We start from the raw sequence: 17,391 nt of genomic DNA, 5'->3' as shown, positions 1-17,391 counted from the left end.
GAGTGGATGAGATGGCGTTTGCTTCAATGAAAGAGCTGCTCGTAGAAGCAAAACAGAACCAGTACGCAATTGGTCAGTTTAATATCAATGGACTGCAGTGGACGAAAGCCATTCTTCTTGCCGCAGAAGCAGAACAATCACCAGTTATTGCAGCTGCATCTGAGCGAATGATTGAATATTTGGGAGGATATCGTACAGTCGTTTCAGTCGTTCATTCGTTAAGAGAAGAACTAAATATAAAAGTTCCTATTGTGTTACACCTTGACCATGGGCGAGAGGTGGAATCGTGTTTTCAAGCGATTGATGCTGGCTTTAGCTCGGTTATGATTGATGGATCGCATCTTTCTATTACTGAGAATATTGCAATGACAAAAAAGGTTTCCGAATATGCAAAGAAGTATGGTGTTAGTGTTGAAGCAGAGGTCGGCACAGTCGGCGGTACAGAAGATGGTATAACTGGCGGAGTCTCCTATGCGAATGTCAATGAGTGCAAACGTTTGGTAACAGAAGCAAACATTGATGCTCTAGCTGCAGCATTAGGCTCTGTCCATGGTCGTTATCACGGTGAACCAAAGCTAGGTTTTAAAGAAATGGGAGAGATTTCGAAGCTAACAGATATTCCTCTTGTCCTTCATGGTGCTTCCGGTATTTCATATCATGATATACAACGAGCTATCCAATTAGGTCATGCGAAAATTAATATTAATACCGAGTGCATGATTGCATGGTCTGATCAAGTAAGAAAACAATGTATTGAACAACCTGATGCATTTGAGCCCGCTACCCTACTCGCATCGGGAATCGAAGCCGTTCAACGAACTGTCCAACAGAAAATGAAGGAATTTGGATCCTCACGTAAAGCAACGTCCAGAACGGTAAAGTCTTAAAGAGGTGGGGGAAAAGATGAAACGACATATTAACATTGCAGTGCTGGGACTAGGCCGTCTCGGTTATGCTCATACAAAAAATCTGTTAACGGAAGTTCATGGAACAAATCTAATTATGGTTGTAGATCCAATGCCAGGCCGGGCTAAAGAAGTTGCGAATGAGTTTGGAATTAAACATTATTCTACACTTGTTGACGATGCGCTTACCCATCCAGACGTGGAAGCAGTAGTAATAGTCACACCGACAAGTACACATGCTGAAATAATCAAAAAAGCAACCTTGTATCAGAAACATATCTTTGTAGAGAAACCGTTAACATTAAATTTTGAAGAATCTGAAGAAGTGTCTTTAGCAATAAGAAACGCAGACATCATTTGCCAAGTAGGTTTTATGCGAAGGTTTGACCCAGGATACGCAGAGGCTAAACGAAGGATCGAGAATGGAGAAATTGGGAGACCGCTTTATTTCAAAGCGTTCACTAGGGATCCAGGATCACCTCCCGCAGAATTTATTAAACACAGTGGAGGTATTTTTGTTGACTGCTCCATTCATGATTATGATATCGCTCGTTACTTATTGAATACAAAGATAACGGCTGTTTCTGCTCATGGACATGTGTTGAAGCATGATTTTATGAAAAAGTTGAATGATATCGACCAGGGGTTAACGTATGTTGAGTTTGCGAATGGCGCCATTGGCGATATGGAAGTGTCTCGAAACTCTCCTTACGGTTATGATATTCGTGCTGAAATTATTGGTACAGAGGGTTCGTTATTTGTTGGGAGTTTGCGAGAACAGCAGGTGACAGTCTTAAATCAATCTGGAAGTAGTTTCAAAGTGTTCCCTGATTTTCAAACAAGATTTCGTGTCGCATACATTGAGGAATTAAAACACTTTATCCATTGTATACAAACCGGAGAAATACCACTTGTCAATGAACAAGATGCTACAGAGAATTTACGAATAGCACTAGCGGCAACACATGCATATCGCACAGGTAAGAAAGTTATTATGGAAGAATTTACAGCTGAAAATGCTAGTTTACAACAGGACAAAGCTTAATGTCCTCATACAACTAGGTTCGTAAAAAAAGGGGGAGATTGACTTTGAACGCTTTTGCGATCGCTACGTTTCTTTTCATTGTTGGCGCAATTTGGGTATTTGCTTATCGAAAAAGTAGGACAATCGATAATACGAGTTCTGAAGGATACTTTTTAGGTGGGCGTAGTTTAACAGGCATTGTCATTGCAGGTACTGTGATTGGTACGAATCTATCAACAGAACAGATTGTTGGTCAGAATGGACAAAGCTATGTTGCTGGAATGGAAGTAATGGCGTGGGAAGTAACGTCAGCAATAGCGATTGTCGCACTGGCGTTAATTTTTCTACCTAAGTATTTGAAGCACGGTGTAGATACAGTGACCGATTTTATAGAAGTCCGGTTTGACAAAACAACGAAAAAGATTGCGTCTGCTTTATTCATCTTTACATACGTTGTATCATTTTTACCTGTAGTGCTTTATTCAGGATCGTTAGTGTTCAACCAAATCTTCTCTATCGATGATATGCTTGGTGTCGATCCACTTGTGGCTATTGCCTTAATTGCTGGGGCAATTGGCGTTGTGGGCCTTGCCTACTTAATGTTAGGTGGACTAAGGTTAGCGGCATTTAGTGACACGATCTATGGAATTGGTTTACTCGTTGCTGGACTTTCTGTACCAATTTTAGGGTTAATCATGCTGGGAAACGGGAACCTGTTATCGGGTTTTGAAACGATTCGTCTAAATACCCCTGATATGCTAAATGCAATTGGGCCTGTAGATTCTGCATATGTACCTTGGCCGACGTTATTTCTTGGAATGTTCTTCAATAACTTGTTTTTTTGGTGTACAAATCAAATGATTGTGCAAAAAGTATTGGCTGGTAGAGATCTTCGAGAGGGTCAAAAAGGTGCTTTATACGTAGGTTTCTTCAAAATATTCGGAGCTCTTTTCCTTGTTTTTCCTGGAATTATTGCTCTTAATTTGTTCGGTGATGGCATATCGAATTCAGATAACGCTTACCCGATGCTAGTATCTGCCGTATTACCGGAGTGGATGTTTGGGGTATTTGCAGCTGTTATCTTTGGGGCTATTTTAAGTTCCTTTATTGGAGCATTGAATGCTGCTTCAACTTTGCTTACGTTGGATTTTTATAAACCAATTGGTAAAGAAAAAACCGACAAACAAATTGCTCGTGTCGGTAAAATTTTTACAATTAGTGTTGGGTTAACAGCGACAATTATTGCTCCCCTCATTTCTTTTGCACCTGCTGGTTTATACCATGTTGTTCAACAATTTAACGGACTGTACAGCATGCCACTATTGGTCATCGTTTTATTAGGATTTTATTCAAAATATGCAACGCCGTTTGCTGCGAAATTTACATTCATTTTCCATGTTGTTGTTTATGGAGCAACGCAGTTATTTTTAGATGTTCACTATTTATATGTATTTAGTGTGATGTTCTTTGTAGATTTATTTATTCTATGGGGAGTAAGTCGTTTGCAAAAAAATACAACTCCATTTGTGTTTGAAACAGGCAAGCAAAAAGTTGATCTGACTCCTTGGAAGCACCGTTATTGGGTTAGTGCGATTGTGGTCGTTACCGTTATCGGTACATATGTCCTCTTTTCTCCATGGGGCATTGCAAAATAAAAGATTGATCAAGACCAAATTTCCAATATGCACCAAAAAAAGCAATCAATTGCCGCTATGAGCGATTGATTGCTTTTGTTTTTAATAGGAATGCGTGCGCTCCAATAGTTCGTCTAGTGCGCGTTCAATGGTTGAATAGATTTTCGTAGTAGTGAAATCAATTCCTAGTGTAACGGATGTTTGCGCGATTTCAGGTCGAACCCCTGATAATGAAGCCTTGGTTCCTACTAATTTTAATCCATCAATTAGAGAAAAGAGTTGATTGGCAACCATTGTATCCACAACAGGTACGCCCGAAAGATCAATTAATAAAGAGTGAATATCGTTAGAGACGCATTCTTCTAATGTTTGCGTGAAAATGACTTGAGCACGGTGCGTATCTATTTCGCCTACTAAAGGCAATAGGGCAATGTGGCGGCGGAGTTTAATGATCGGTGAGCTTAGCTCTGTAATCATTTCTTGTTGTGCTCGTAACTGTTCATCCGCTTGCTCCATGTTACTTCTACTAAACGCAATCACTATTTCTCTAAATCCTTTTAAAAGAATATTGTGCCAGCCATCATATTGTTCGAACGTGACGGTGTCGCGATTTTCAGCGATATAGCCTCTAATAAGCGTTAAGTATTGTTCTTGTACATTTAAAAATTCTTCAATAATCTCAGGAATCGGTGTCGCTAAATGAGCCTGATCTTTCGCGATAGAAAGAATCCACTTTTCGAATGCTTCATTTTGTTGCGTACTGTAATCATCTCGGAAAAGCTCGCAAAATAATTCATGAAAATCATGATTTTGTTTCTTTAAACGGTCAATTTTAACTGGATCGTTAGAGCTATATACACCTTCTTTTGATTTGTCCAAATTAGCATACCACTGTTCAGTTAAATTCCATGTCTTGGCTTTTATGTAATTATATAGTGACATGACCATCCCCCCTTAAGGTTATTATTAGTTAAGCGTGCGTGCTTGTCTATATCATATGTTATAAACGTAATAATTGAAAACATTAGAGATTAGAAGTCAAAGAGTTGACAACATACCTATAGGGGTATATGATAAGGTCACAAGTTATTAGAAAGAGGTGAAAGGATTGGAATATACAGATCAGATGAAAAATCGTTTAAAACGCATTGAGGGTCAGATTCGTGGCGTGTTAAAAATGATGGAAGAGGGCGAAGATTGTCGTGATGTTGTGTCTCAACTTTCTGCTTCTCGAACAGCGATTGACCGCACAATGGGTGTGATTGTTAGTGAAAACCTCGTTGAATGTGTTCAAAAAGCGATTGAAGAGGGCGAAGACACGAAAGAATACGTGGATCAAGCTGTCAATTTACTCGTGAAAAGCCGCTAAGGTAGACAGGAAAGTCTGTCTATCTTAGAAAAAATTTTTATATTTTTTAATACCCATAGGGGTACGTGTATATAAGCGGAGGGATTATAGTATGAGTGAAGGAAAAACAACCAATATTATTTTATTTAGTGGTGATTATGATAAAGCGATGGCGGCGTACATCATTGCCAATGGAGCGGCGGCTTACGACCACGAAGTAACAATTTTCCATACATTTTGGGGATTAAATGCGCTACGTAAAGATGAGCCGATTAAAGCGAATAAAAGTTTTATGGAGAAAATGTTTGGCAAAATGATGCCACGAGGATCGGAGAAGATGGGGTTATCAAAGATGCAGTTTGCTGGTATTGGTCCGAAGTTGATCAAAAACGTTATGAAAAAGCATAATGCGATGCCCTTGGCTGATTTAATTGATCTAGCAGAAGAGCAAGACATCAACTTAGTTGCATGTACGATGACAATGGATTTACTAGGATTAAAAAAAGAAGAATTACGAGAAAGTAGTCAATATGCTGGGGTTGCTGCTTATTTAGCAGACGCTGAAGATGGAAACGTTAATCTATTCATCTAAAAATGGATGTAATCAAGGGAGTGTTTGTAATGGAAGAAATGAAATATGACTTACTCGTCGATGCAAAAGGGTTGGCCTGCCCAATGCCCATTGTACGGACAAAAAAAGCGATGAAAGACATCAAGCCAGGAAGTGTAGTTCAAATCCAAGCAACTGATAAAGGCTCGACAGCTGATTTAAAAGCATGGGCACAAAAAGCTGGGCATAGCTATATTGGCACCGTTGAAGATGGAGACATCCTTAAACATTATTTGCGTGTAGCTGGAGATCATGAAGAGGAAGGACTTTCTTTTCCTCATGTTGTGAACAATGAAGGCTTACAAACAGCCATTCAGAATAACGAACCTATGACCATTCTTGATGTTCGTGAAAAGAATGAATATGAGGAGTTTCATATTCCAGGCGCGCAATCAATGCCATTAGGAGAATTAGAAAAGAGAATACAAGAGGTCGACAAAGAAAAAACCATCTATGTCGTTTGTCGTACCGGCAATCGAAGCGAATTAGCGGCACACACGTTATTGAAGAATGGCTATAAGCATGTAGTCAATGTGATTCCTGGTATGAGCCAATGGAAAACCGAGGGAGGAAATTAAGGTGAGTTTAACAGCGATGACGACAAAAGAATTAGCAAATAAAGTCATTCAGCAAGAACCATTGTTTATTCTAGACGTTCGAAATGAAGATGCATTTGAGGATTGGAAAGTGGAAGGTATACAATTTGACTATTTGAATGTTCCTTATTTTGATCTATTAGATGGGGTAGAAGGAATTTTACCGAAACTCCCGTCTGATCAACCGATACTAGTCGTATGTGCGAAAGAAAATTCATCGATTATGGTTGGAGAAATGTTAGTGGATGAAGGGTTGTCTGTTTCTTATTTATCAGGTGGCATGAAGGCTTGGAGTGAGCATTTAGAGCCAATCAAAATCGCTGACCTCATCAGTGGGGGCGAGTTATACCAATTTGTTAGGCTTGGAAAAGGCTGTCTTTCTTATATGCTGATTTCGGGTAGTGAAGCTGTTGTTATCGATTCAGCGCGGATGACAGATGCTTACTTAACTCTTGCTAGCGAAAAAAGAGCATCCATTACCCATGTTTTAGACACGCACCTACATGCGGATCATATTTCTGGAGGGCGGACGATTGCGGAACAAACGAATGCAAAGTACTGGCTTCCGCCAAAAGATGCAGAAGGGGTAACGTTTCATTACGAGCCAATTGAAGATGGTTCTCACATTCAAGTCGGGTCAACAAGAATTGACATCCAGGCATTGTATACGCCAGGTCATACGATCGGTTCAACGTCCTTTATGATTGACGATGCATATTTACTAACAGGGGATATTTTGTTTATTGATTCCATTGGGAGACCAGATTTAGCAGGGAAAGCAGATGATTGGGTAGCAGATTTGAGAAACTCTCTCTATTCCAAATACAAAGACTTATCGTCAGAGCTAATTGTACTACCTGCTCATTTTATGAATGTGGATGAATTAAACAAAGATGGCAGTGTCGGAGAAAAGTTGGGCGTCTTATTTGAGAAAAACCATGGTTTAAATGTGAAGGATAAAACGACATTTCGCTCCATGGTGACGGACAACCTGCCGCCACAACCGAATGCTTATCAAGAAATCCGCGAAACCAATTTAGGTTTAAAAGAACCAAATGAAGAAGAACAACGGGAAATGGAAGTTGGACCAAACCGTTGTGCCGTTCGATAAACAAAAAAAGGAGACTACTACGATGAATGTAAACAAGGTATTAGACGCTAAAGGATTGGCATGCCCAATGCCAATTGTTAAAACGAAAAAAGAAATGAAGACACTAAACGTAGGGGATATTTTAGAGGTGCAAGCAACCGACCAAGGAGCATTAAAGGATTTCGAAGCATGGGCAAGGTCAACAGGTCACGAATTGCTTAAGTCAAAAGAAGAAGATGGAGTTCTCACCTTTCATATAAAAAAGGGCGAGTAAGAGAAGGGAAAGGAATCCCTCTCGGTTAGGAGACATTTATGGACATTTTGTTCATCATCACGATTTTCATCATTGGCTTTTTTGGTTCATTTGTTTCGGGAATGGTTGGGGTTGGTGGCTCAATTATAAAATACCCAATGCTCCTCTTTATACCACCAATGTTTGGCTTCGCGGCTTTTACGGCACATGAAGTATCAGGCATTAGTGCCATACAAGTCTTCTTCGCTACCATAGCAGGTGTGTGGGCTTATCGAGGTACAGGGTATTTACATCGCACACTGATTGTCTATATGGGGAGCAGCATTCTAGTCGGAAGTTTTATTGGAGCGTTTGCATCAAACTTCTTCACAGAAAGCTCGGTGAACATTGTTTATGCTGTTCTTGCGACGGTTGCGGTCGTTTTGATGTTTCTGCCTAAGAAACAAATTTCTGAACAACCCGCCAATCAAATTTCCTTCAATCGAGGGCTTGCGGCTAGTTTATCGTTTATTGTAGGAATTGCTTCTGGAATTGTTGGAGCAGCGGGATCATTTTTACTCGTACCGATTATGTTAACCGTTTTAAAGTTACCTACACGAGTAACGATTGCGACCTCTCTTGCGGTCACATTCATCTCCTCAATCGGCTCAACAGTTGGAAAAGTGGCGACCGACCAAATATTATATGGTCCTGCGCTTGTTATGATTATTGCGAGTTTAATTGCTTCACCTATTGGTGCGAAATTTGGTCAAAACATGAATACGAAAGTCCTGCAATGGTTGCTAGCGCTGCTTATTCTAGGGTCTGCGATTCAAATATGGTGGACACTCTTTTAATTGCTAAGTAATTAAAGAAATTGCTTTATGATGAAACGCTTTCGTGAAAAATTATTAAAAAAACTCTTGCATTTTGAAAATAAAATCTGCTACACTACGTTCAACAACTAATTAAATATTTTTCTTATTAAGAGGAGCGGAGGGACTGGCCCGATGACGCTTCAGCAACCCCACTATGGTGGAAGGTGCTAATGCCTGCAGGAAAACTTCCTGGATGATAAGAGCGTGGATAATTCATTGACTTTTCGCCCCTCTTTCATTTTTGGAAGAGGGGCTTTTTACATTTTAAAAAGGAAAGACGAAAATATTAGGGAGCGTTTTATCAAAAAATCTGATTAAACAAATATGGATAGGAGGAAATGGTGTGATTGAATTCAAAGGTGTCTCAAAAACATTTTCATCTAATGGGCAAGACATCCATGCATTGCGCGAAATTGATTTACAAGTTGAAAAAGGCGATATATATGGAGTCATCGGTTTTAGCGGAGCGGGTAAAAGCACACTTATTCGGACTGTTAACTTAATCGAACGCCCCACAGCAGGTGAAGTGATTGTGAATAAAGAGAATTTGATGCAGCTAAATTCTCGTCAACTTCAAAGAGCAAAGCGAAATATCGGGATGATTTTTCAACACTTTAATCTACTACAGTCAAAAACGGTATTTGAAAATGTTGCGACGCCATTGCGATTAGTAAAGACAAAGAAATCGGCTGTGAATAAGCGTGTAAATGACCTATTAAGCTATGTGGGCTTAGAGGCATTTGCTTCACGTTATCCAGATCAACTTTCAGGTGGACAGAAGCAGCGAGTAGGGATTGCTCGGGCCCTTGCATCGAACCCTGAAATTCTCTTATGTGATGAAGCAACATCGGCGCTTGATCCGGAAACAACGAGCTCGATTTTGCAGCTTTTAAAGCAAATTAATAAAGAATACAACATTACTATTTTGATGATTACGCATGAACTCGGTGTTGTTCGTGAGATCTGTAACAAAGTCGCAGTGATGGAGAGTGGAGACATTGTTGAGACTGAGAAGGTTGAAACAATTCTTTCACAGCCGGTACATGAGACAACGAAGAAATTTGTTCGATCGATTATACCTGATGACCTTCCACAAAAAGTGAAGCAACATCTCGCAAATAAAGGGAGCGATGAGCGGGTTTATCAACTCGATATAACGGACGATACAGATCAATCCACACTGTTAAACGATTTAGTTCACCAAGGTTTACGTGTGTCACTACTTCATGCTTCGATGCACGAAATTCGTGGAACGACGTTTGGATCGATTTATCTAAGTTTAAAAGGAGAAGCTGCTGCTCAGCAATCGGCTGAACGTTATTTCAAATCGGTTTCAATCAAAGTAAAGGAGGTTACGAACTATGCTGGACTGGTTGCCTGAACCGATACGCCCGCAAATTTCAAGTGATATTTTAGTCGACGCAATGTTTGAAACCATTTATATGGTCGCATGGTCATTATTATTTTCAGCGATTCTTGGAGTCGTACTTGGCATTGTTCTTGTCGTGACGAGGCCAGGTCATATTATGGAAAACCGTGTTGTCTACAATGCGATTAATCCGGTTATTAACGTCTTGCGGTCGATTCCATTTATTATTTTGCTTGTTGCTATTATTCCGTTAACGCGTTTGCTTGTTGGCACTTCTTTAGGAACAACAGCTGCGATTGTGCCGCTTGTGTTTTATGCAGGTCCTTATATCGCGCGGTTAATCGAAAACTCTTTGTTAGAAATTGAGCCAGGCATTATAGAAGCGGCTGATTCAATGGGGGCTTCGAAATGGCAAATCGTTTTTAAATTTCTCGTCCCTGAAGCAATGAGTTCGCTTATTCTCAGCATGACAACTGCTACGATCGGACTTGTAGGTGCAACCGCTATGGCTGGTGCAATTGGGGCAGGCGGAATTGGCGATGTTGCGATTGCCTATGGGTATAACCGTTTTGATGATGGGACAATGTTTGTAACTGTAATGATTTTAATTTTGATGGTTCAAGTGATTCAAACAGTTGGAAACATCGCTTCTAAAAAAGTAAGAAGACGATAGAGAGAGAAGGAGAGAATCCATTATGAAAAAAATTCATCAAGCCTTTTTGATAGCAGGTGCCACAACATTTACGTTAGCAGCATGCGGAAACGACACATCGACCCTTGCTGATGTAGGAGACGACTACAGTCCAGAAAACCCTGTTGATGTGAAAGTAGGCATTACTGGTTCTGACTCACCTGAGTGGGATCATGTTGCAAAATTAGCCGAAGAAGAAGGCATTGACGTGGAAATTGTACGATTTAGTGACTACGTTCAGCCAAATCAAGCATTAGCAGACGGTTCGATTGATATAAACGCGTTCCAAACGGTATCTTTCTTTGACAATTTTAGAGAAGAACACGATTTAGATTTAGCCGCTATTGGCTCAACGGTGCTTGCGCCAATGGGGTTGTATTCTGATAAATATGACAATGTCGATGACATCCCAGATGGAGCTGAAATTACGATCGATCGCGAAATTACAAATCAAGCTCGAAACTTAATGTTGCTGGCAGAAGCAGGCTTGCTTGAATTAGAAGATGACTTTGGTGTGACAAGTGGGCTTGATCAAATTAAAGACAATCCGAAAGAATTAACCCTAACAGAAATCGCACCGGCCAATGCGCCTCGTTTAATGCAAGATGTTGATGCTTCGGTTATTAATAATGGATTCGCTGTTGATGCGGGACTTAGTCCGGCAGAGGATGCTATTTTTAGAGAAGACGAAACAGCTACACCGTATATTAATATCATTGCTGCTCAAACAAAAGATCAAGACAATCCTGTGTTGCAACGCCTTGTCGAGCTTTATCAGTCGGAAGACGTGGAGAATGTCATTCTAGAAGAACATAAAGGGGCTCGAATCCCGACAGCTATTTCATTAGATGAGTTAAATAGCTACCCTAGATAATGGTGAGGAGTGATCAAGATGCCAACAGCGATAAAAGAAATTCAAGAAGCGATTCAAGAACACTTTATTCAACATCGTTTAACGTATATTAAAACCAGTCATGCAATTCACGAAAATCCTGAAGTCGGAAATGAAGAAGTGTTTGCTTCTTTAACCTTAACAACGTTATTAAGAGAAGCGGGTTTCACCATTAAAGAAGGCATTGCTGGTCACCCAACCGGTTTTGTTGCTGAAAAGCGGGTAGGCGCTGGGCCAACGATTGCTTTTCTCGCTGAATATGACGCTTTACCGGGATTAGGCCATGCTTGTGGTCATAATATCATTGGAACCACGAGTGTAGCAGCCGGGATTGCGCTAGCAGAACAATTAGAAGAGGTCGGTGGGCGTATTGTCGTGCTTGGAACACCTGCTGAAGAAGGTGGAACGAACGGAAGTGCGAAAGGAAGCTTTGTACGGGAAGGGTATTTAGAAGGCATTGACGCTGCCTTGATCATTCATCCAGCGAACGAAACAAGACCGTCAGGCGCCTCGCTTGCTGTTGATCCTGTTGATTATATTTTTCGTGGTGTTTCCGCGCATGCGTCTGGTTCCCCTGAAAAAGGGGTAAATGCACTTGATGCAGTTATTCAGCTTTTTAACGGCATAAATGCGCTACGTCAGCATGTCACAGACGATGTTCGCATCCATGGAATCATCCCAGATGGCGGAAATGCGCCAAATATCGTGCCAGACTATGCGCGAGCAAGGTTTTACATTCGGGCTGATTCACGCCCGAAAGCAAATGATGTACGTGCGAAAGTAGATGCGATTGCGCAAGGAGCTGCATTAGCAACAGGGGCAGAAGTGGAGATTGCTGAGTTCCAAAATAAAGTTGATAACCTCATCCCAAATGACACGTTAAATGAGGTGTTTACAGAAACATTTACCTCCCTAGGCGAAACGATTATTCCTGGAGAAAGAGATGGCCTTGGTTCAACCGATACGGGCAACATCAGTCAAGTGGTACCAACCATTCATCCATATATTAAAATTGGGTCGAGTGATCTAATTGCACATACTGTACCTTTTCGAGAAGCCGCTGCCTCGAAAAAAGGAGATGAAGCCTTACTAACAGGCGCCAAAGGTCTAGCGCTCATTGGCTATCAGCTCCTTACGAATCCAACCATACTTGAAAAAGCAAAAGATGAACTTGAAGCTCGAAAAAGAGTAGCAGAGTCACGATAGTCATAAAGACGGTCCTAAGGGATCGTCTTTACGTTTGTGCCAGAAGTTTATTAAGCTGATGAAGGACTTGTGTAAATTGTTTACCTTGTTCATCTAAATTGTGACGAAACGTTCGGAACGGGTCACCTTCTGCTTGGAGACGTTTTAAAACGGTTGGCAATGTAAACATTGACGGTTCAAGTTTAGGTGTCACGTCTTCCCAATAAAGCGGAGTGGCGACCCATCCACGGACATGACCACGAGGTGAGTAAGGTGCAATAATCGTTTTGCCATCATCGTGTTGTAAATAATCCACATATAAGCGGTCTTTTCGATTTTTCTTTAACCGTTCAAGCGTGAACAAGTCTGGGTTTTGTTCCACGACATATGTACTTATAAAGCGACAGAAGACTCTTGTCTCTTCATAAGTGAACTGATCCTCCGGTAAAGGCAAATAAAGCTGCAACCCTTTGTTTCCAGACGTTTTAAGATAAACCTGTAACCCAAAGGAATCGATCACTTCTTTTAACGCAATGGCTGCTTTGACCGCTAAAGAAAAGTGGTTCACATCAGGTGGGTCTAAATCAAACACCAATTCTGATGGCCGTGTCTGATCTTTCTTTTGAAAAGGCAAATGGTACTCTAATGCAAGCTGATTCCCAAGCCATAGCAATGATTCAGTACTGTTACAGACAACATAGTCAATATCATCCTTTTGATACGTTTCAATAAAAGCAGGTGCATAGTCAGGACAGTTTTTTTGGAAAAATGATTCGCCGTTTGACCCGTGAGGATAGCGAATTGTTGTGAGCAGCCGTTCCGTTAAAAAAGGAAGCATAGCAGGTGCTACGGTATGCAAGTACTGTAAAAAATCTATTTTTTCAATGTTGATTGCTGGCCATATCGGTTTATCTCCACTTGTAATGTCGACCTTAGTAGGCAAGGGATTGATCTGCTGGAAGAGAGATTGCCACGTGCAATGCTCAGCTTCTTCTTCAAGTAAAAAAGAGTGGAAAAATGGCTCTCGTAAGTGCACGCCATCAAAACCAATGCAACCAATTTTCACACAAATCGAAGGTGGCAAGGACCATTTTTCTTTATTCATACGTGTGCCATTTCTCTCGAAAAGAGTAGCAAGCATTGAGCGATCTTCAGCTTTTAAGCCATTCGAAAAATGAACAATTGGAACGAGCTTATTGCCTCGGTAAACAGCACCTTGAAAATAGCCGTTCCCTTTTTCGTATTCGGTTAAAATGACGTGAGCGTATTGATAGTGCTTAACTTTCAGCCACTGACGTGATCGTTTCGTTTCATAAGCGCTTGTGTCCTTTTTTGCTATCGTGCCTTCCCCGTGATATTGCTCAATAATTGATTGTATCTCGCTCGTAGTTTGAAACGTTTCAATGATAGGCAAAACAGGCGAATCGAAAGGAAGTGAAGATAAAATTTGTTTTCGATCTTTTAAGGGTTGCGCTACCAGTGAAACGCCTTTATCCACTAAAAGATCAAAGATCATCAGCGTCACAGGCAAGCGCTGTGCGTATTTTTTAATCTGTGTCGCCGTACGAAGTTTCGCGCGTCGTTGGACAATGGAAAAGTTACTTTGATAGGGATTTACCTTAAAAATGATCTCTGCATCTAATAGAAGCGGGAGATGATTACTTATTTTTGGTTTCATTTCCGTACAAGCATCAATAATTTCAGGAAACAGGCTTGTTAGTTCTTTTTCATTTCGACTAAATAAACGAGGACCGTTTTCATCCCAATGAAGGAAGCAGCGATACCCATCATATTTCACTTCATAACGCCAATGATCTCCTTCAGGAAGCTCTGATGCTGTGGTGGCTAACATCGGTTTCATCTTTTCACCTCAAGCCTTTAGTCTGACCTTGTCTACATAAAATATGAGGGTTCCCCACATATTAAGGGAAAAAGGATGTGAAAGCATGCACACGGTTTGGAAAGGAAGCATTAGCTTTGGTCTCGTGAATATCCCTGTAAAGCTGCATACCGCAACGGAAAACAAAGATATTAAGCTAAGACAACTTCATAAAAAGTGCCATACGCCAATCAATTACAAAAAAGTTTGCCCTGATTGCGAAGAAGAAGTGAAGAATGAAGACATTGTAAAAGCGTATGAGTATGCGAAAAACAAATTTGTCGTTCTTGATGCGGAAGACTTAGAGCAAATTAAAAAAGAACAGGAAGACAAAGCGGTAGAAATTATTGATTTTGTGAAGTTAGAAGAGATTGACCCGATTTATTTTGAGAAAAGTTACTTTATCGCCCCTGATTCTAATGGAAGTAAAGCCTATGGCTTGTTGCGTGAAGGGTTACTGAAATCTAAAAAGATTGGAATCGCTAAAATTATGATTCGTTCAAAAGAACAATTGGCGATTGTACGTGTCTATCAGACAGGGTTAATGATGGAGACCATTCACTTTCCAGATGAGGTCAGAAAATTTGAAGATGTACCAAACGTACCTGAAGAACAAGAAATAGTAAAAAAGGAATTAGACGCAGCTCTAATGTTAATTGAACAACTGACTACTCCGTTTGATCCTGAAAAATACCAAGATGACTATCGCCATGCGCTTATGGAGTTAATTGAAAAGAAAAAGGCTGGGGAAGAGGTTGTAACCACAACACAAGAAGCGAAAACCGATTCAAATGTAACCGACATTATGTCCGCGTTGCAAGCATCGCTTGATAAAACCAAACAGAAAAAAGCGCCTGCAAAGAAAAAAACGTCTACAAAAGCTAAGAAGAACGCTTAGAAGGAAAGTAAAACCTTTCCTTCCTTCCCTGTAATCTCCGTTCGCTTCAAGTCGCTGCCTCTTTTATACTAAAGAGAAAGAGATGGTATAAAGGGGAGTACGGCGTGAACCAAGTAGAAGTTGGCCAATTTTTACAAAAGAAAAAGAATGTTTTTAGTGACAGCGTTCGTTTATTCATTGAGTGGAATGAAAGCTATCATTTTCAAACAAAAGCATTTGAGTGGCTTTATGGCAATGTCACGGTGTTAGCTGCGGTAGAAGATAACACAATGGATCAAATCCTTTTAAGTAGATTAAGGGATCAAACGTTTTTAGACGTGCTATCTTTTTTTAAAGATGAGAATGAGCGAAAGAAATTTCAGACCTATACGAATATAAGCCCGCTGTTTTCTTCGTAAATGATAGAATTGGTTAAACGAAGAAGAGGGGGCTGTTTATGTTTTTTGAAATGACGTATCAGGTGCGGGTGCTGGATTATGAAGAGGGTATACGTTGGTATACGACATTTTTTAATCGCGAGGCTGATTTTACTCCTCATGAAGGGTTTGCAGAGTGGGAAATGTTGCCTGGGTGTTGGTTGCAAGTGGCGGAAGGGCAACCTACGCAAGGGAGTGGACCAATGCGTTTGGCGGTTGTGGACTTAGAAGATGAAGTCAGACGTATGCAAGAGACGTTAGAGATTGTTGAAATAGAGGCGTTTTCACGAGATGAAGTGCCTGTGAAGTGGACAACATTTTCAGATCCATGGGGAAATCGTATTGGTTTGTTTGAATATCGAAATAAGTTGGAAGAGCAGCAGCGGATAAACGAACTGCGTCCGAACAAACAGAATTAAAAAGATGCTCAACGACGCTTATCATTCAAAACGACATCCTTTATAATAGAGAGAGAATGTAAAGGGTAGGTGATTTCTATGAACCATGAGGAAGCGTACCGTCGTTTAAACCTTTCAGAAGATGCCACCGACGAAGAAATCGAGCGACAATACATGATGTGGATTCGGAAGCATAAGGCGGATTCAACGATTTCATTAGATGAAAAAACGGAAGCGTATACATATATTCGCAACACTAGGGATTATGGTACAGAAAAAGAAGATACGGTTAAAGACAAATGGAGCCATTTTTTCTATTATTACAAAATCCATATGCTCGTTGGGGTTGTCGGACTCATGATACTCGCTACAGTTGGGCGTACGATTTATTCGAACTACCAGGAGCGACAAGAACTTGCAGCATTACCTGAAGAAAACGTGGAGATCATGTTCTATGGTTCGTTTCTCCATCCTCTTTCTGGTGCGGGTGAAGAGGCTGAGGCTTTGGTGGAGGAGAATATTTTAAAAATGATGCCAGCTTGGGAGCGGGTTGTTACGACATTAACGTATCACTCGGTTGAAACGGACAACCTTGCTGATGTCGGGGCTCAGCAACGGGGGACGGTCCTTCTCGCAACAGAGCGTCCTGATCTGTACGTGTTTGATGAAGAGACGTTTTATGCGTATGTTGAAGGAGGTATGTTTGTACCACTTGATCAGATTAATGAAGAAATCATTGAGCAAGCTCCTGCATCTGCGCATGTTTATGCGGCATTAGAAGATGAATCGGCAGAACAATTATTTGGCTTGCAGCTTGAAGGGCACGGATTATTAGAAAATGTTGAGACGCATGATGACGTGACGCAAATTGCTGCGATCCGTCAAGATTCGGATAAGAAAGAAAATGCGCTCGATCTGTTGCTACAACTGCAGGAAGAGGGGGCAAGTCCGTGAAAATAACAGGCATTCATCACATTAGTCTCATTGTGAGTGATATTGAACGCGCGCGGGCATTTTATGGTGCAACCTTACAGCTACGTGGATTAGTGCGCCCGCCATTTAATTTTGCAGGTGCATGGTATGCGTTAGGTACACAGCAACTTCATTTAATTGAGGATAAACAAGGAAGCAGACAGAATGACGAGATCAAAACACGAGGCAGACATGTTGCATTTCGCGTAGAAGATGTGGATCAAGTAATCGAATTTTTACAGCAACGCGATATCCCATTTGTTAAAAAAAAGTTCAGCACAAGCGGCTTTCATCAAATTTTTATCAATGATCCAGATGGAAATACAATTGAATTTATGAGTGAAATCGATTAAAAAATAAGCTCTTAGCGATTG

Annotated in this window: 20 protein-coding genes and 1 riboswitch; of the genes, 18 read left to right on the top strand and 2 right to left on the bottom strand. The window is 40.7% G+C overall.

All coding sequences use genetic code 11. The annotated features are described in order from the left end of the window. The first annotated feature begins 11 nt into the window (after positions 1–11). The 3 genes from fba to ACE1TH_RS12425 are packed head-to-tail and all read left to right on the top strand — an operon-like array spanning position 12 to position 3,584. Positions 12–887, top strand: a complete 876-nt coding sequence (gene fba / locus ACE1TH_RS12435; protein ID WP_375079148.1) for a class II fructose-1,6-bisphosphate aldolase — start codon at positions 12–14, stop codon at positions 885–887. 16 nt (positions 888–903) lie between these two features. Beyond that, positions 904–1,950: a Gfo/Idh/MocA family oxidoreductase gene (locus ACE1TH_RS12430; protein ID WP_375079147.1), complete on the top strand. Its 1,047-nt coding sequence runs from the start codon at positions 904–906 to the stop codon at positions 1,948–1,950. Positions 1,951–1,994: 44 nt separating this feature from the next. After that, entirely contained in the window at positions 1,995–3,584 is a 1,590-nt protein-coding gene (locus tag ACE1TH_RS12425; RefSeq protein ID WP_375079146.1) for a solute:sodium symporter family transporter, read from the top strand. Between the two features lie 81 nt (positions 3,585–3,665). Here the strand turns inward: ACE1TH_RS12425 and ACE1TH_RS12420 are convergent, their stop codons facing one another. Next, positions 3,666–4,505: an STAS domain-containing protein gene (locus ACE1TH_RS12420; RefSeq protein WP_255224501.1), complete on the bottom strand. Its 840-nt coding sequence runs from the start codon at positions 4,503–4,505 to the stop codon at positions 3,666–3,668. A 166-nt stretch (positions 4,506–4,671) separates the two neighbouring features. Here ACE1TH_RS12420 and ACE1TH_RS12415 point away from each other — a divergent pair, with 166 nt between their 5' ends. The 10 genes from ACE1TH_RS12415 (at position 4,672) to ACE1TH_RS12370 (ending at position 12,475) form a co-directional block, all read left to right on the top strand. Next, on the top strand, positions 4,672–4,932 hold the full coding sequence (locus ACE1TH_RS12415) for a metal-sensitive transcriptional regulator (RefSeq protein WP_099303019.1): 261 nt from the start codon (positions 4,672–4,674) through the stop codon (positions 4,930–4,932). Positions 4,933–5,023: 91 nt separating this feature from the next. Then, complete coding sequence (locus ACE1TH_RS12410; RefSeq protein ID WP_255224502.1) at positions 5,024–5,503, top strand: DsrE/DsrF/DrsH-like family protein; 480 nt, start codon at positions 5,024–5,026, stop codon at positions 5,501–5,503. A gap of 29 nt (positions 5,504–5,532) precedes the next feature. Then, complete coding sequence (locus ACE1TH_RS12405; RefSeq protein WP_176554384.1) at positions 5,533–6,099, top strand: sulfurtransferase TusA family protein; 567 nt, start codon at positions 5,533–5,535, stop codon at positions 6,097–6,099. A 16-nt stretch (positions 6,100–6,115) separates the two neighbouring features. Further along, positions 6,116–7,228 carry an MBL fold metallo-hydrolase gene (locus ACE1TH_RS12400; protein ID WP_099303463.1) on the top strand — a complete coding sequence of 371 codons (1,113 nt, stop codon included), beginning with the start codon at positions 6,116–6,118 and terminating at the stop codon, positions 7,226–7,228. Between the two features lie 22 nt (positions 7,229–7,250). Continuing rightward, the gene (locus ACE1TH_RS12395; protein WP_099303015.1) at positions 7,251–7,481 is read left to right on the top strand and encodes a sulfurtransferase TusA family protein; all 231 of its coding nucleotides are present in this window, start codon (positions 7,251–7,253) and stop codon (positions 7,479–7,481) included. Between the two features lie 38 nt (positions 7,482–7,519). Then, the gene (locus tag ACE1TH_RS12390) at positions 7,520–8,296 is read left to right on the top strand and encodes a sulfite exporter TauE/SafE family protein (RefSeq protein ID WP_099303013.1); all 777 of its coding nucleotides are present in this window, start codon (positions 7,520–7,522) and stop codon (positions 8,294–8,296) included. Between the two features lie 121 nt (positions 8,297–8,417). Beyond that, a riboswitch (SAM riboswitch) is annotated at positions 8,418–8,520 on the top strand. 140 nt (positions 8,521–8,660) lie between these two features. Continuing rightward, on the top strand, positions 8,661–9,698 hold the full coding sequence (locus ACE1TH_RS12385; protein WP_099303011.1) for a methionine ABC transporter ATP-binding protein: 1,038 nt from the start codon (positions 8,661–8,663) through the stop codon (positions 9,696–9,698). Next, the gene (locus tag ACE1TH_RS12380; protein ID WP_099303009.1) at positions 9,679–10,359 is read left to right on the top strand and encodes a methionine ABC transporter permease; all 681 of its coding nucleotides are present in this window, start codon (positions 9,679–9,681) and stop codon (positions 10,357–10,359) included. The genes ACE1TH_RS12385 and ACE1TH_RS12380 overlap by 20 nt, the downstream gene beginning before the upstream one ends. 22 nt (positions 10,360–10,381) lie before the next feature. Next, entirely contained in the window at positions 10,382–11,251 is an 870-nt protein-coding gene (locus tag ACE1TH_RS12375; protein WP_099303007.1) for a MetQ/NlpA family ABC transporter substrate-binding protein, read from the top strand. Between the two features lie 18 nt (positions 11,252–11,269). Beyond that, positions 11,270–12,475 (top strand): M20 family metallopeptidase, encoded by a 1,206-nt coding sequence (locus tag ACE1TH_RS12370; RefSeq protein ID WP_375079145.1) that lies wholly within the window; start codon positions 11,270–11,272, stop codon positions 12,473–12,475. Positions 12,476–12,503: 28 nt separating this feature from the next. On the opposite strand, the gene ACE1TH_RS12365 is transcribed toward ACE1TH_RS12370, so the two are convergent. Next, the gene (locus ACE1TH_RS12365; RefSeq protein WP_375079144.1) at positions 12,504–14,315 is read right to left on the bottom strand and encodes a DNA ligase D; all 1,812 of its coding nucleotides are present in this window, start codon (positions 14,313–14,315) and stop codon (positions 12,504–12,506) included. An 85-nt stretch (positions 14,316–14,400) separates the two neighbouring features. Between ACE1TH_RS12365 and ku the strand changes: the two genes are divergently transcribed. The 5 genes from ku to ACE1TH_RS12340 all read left to right on the top strand — a co-directional run bounded on the left by ku (position 14,401) and on the right by ACE1TH_RS12340 (position 17,370). Beyond that, positions 14,401–15,231 (top strand): non-homologous end joining protein Ku, encoded by an 831-nt coding sequence (ku, locus tag ACE1TH_RS12360; protein WP_099303001.1) that lies wholly within the window; start codon positions 14,401–14,403, stop codon positions 15,229–15,231. 104 nt (positions 15,232–15,335) lie between these two features. Beyond that, positions 15,336–15,629 (top strand): hypothetical protein, encoded by a 294-nt coding sequence (locus ACE1TH_RS12355; protein ID WP_099302999.1) that lies wholly within the window; start codon positions 15,336–15,338, stop codon positions 15,627–15,629. A 38-nt stretch (positions 15,630–15,667) separates the two neighbouring features. Next, complete coding sequence (locus tag ACE1TH_RS12350) at positions 15,668–16,066, top strand: VOC family protein (protein ID WP_099302997.1); 399 nt, start codon at positions 15,668–15,670, stop codon at positions 16,064–16,066. Between the two features lie 78 nt (positions 16,067–16,144). Further along, entirely contained in the window at positions 16,145–16,999 is an 855-nt protein-coding gene (locus ACE1TH_RS12345; RefSeq protein WP_099302995.1) for a hypothetical protein, read from the top strand. Then, entirely contained in the window at positions 16,996–17,370 is a 375-nt protein-coding gene (locus tag ACE1TH_RS12340) for a VOC family protein (RefSeq protein ID WP_099302993.1), read from the top strand. The genes ACE1TH_RS12345 and ACE1TH_RS12340 overlap by 4 nt, the downstream gene beginning before the upstream one ends. The last annotated feature ends 21 nt before the right edge of the window (positions 17,371–17,391 follow it).

Source organism: Shouchella sp. JSM 1781072 (assembly GCF_041949915.1).
Taxonomy (GTDB): domain Bacteria; phylum Bacillota; class Bacilli; order Bacillales; family Bacillaceae_D; genus Shouchella.
The sequence above is the reverse complement of the archived record's forward strand: the minus strand, read 5'-3'. Positions and strand labels throughout refer to the sequence as shown.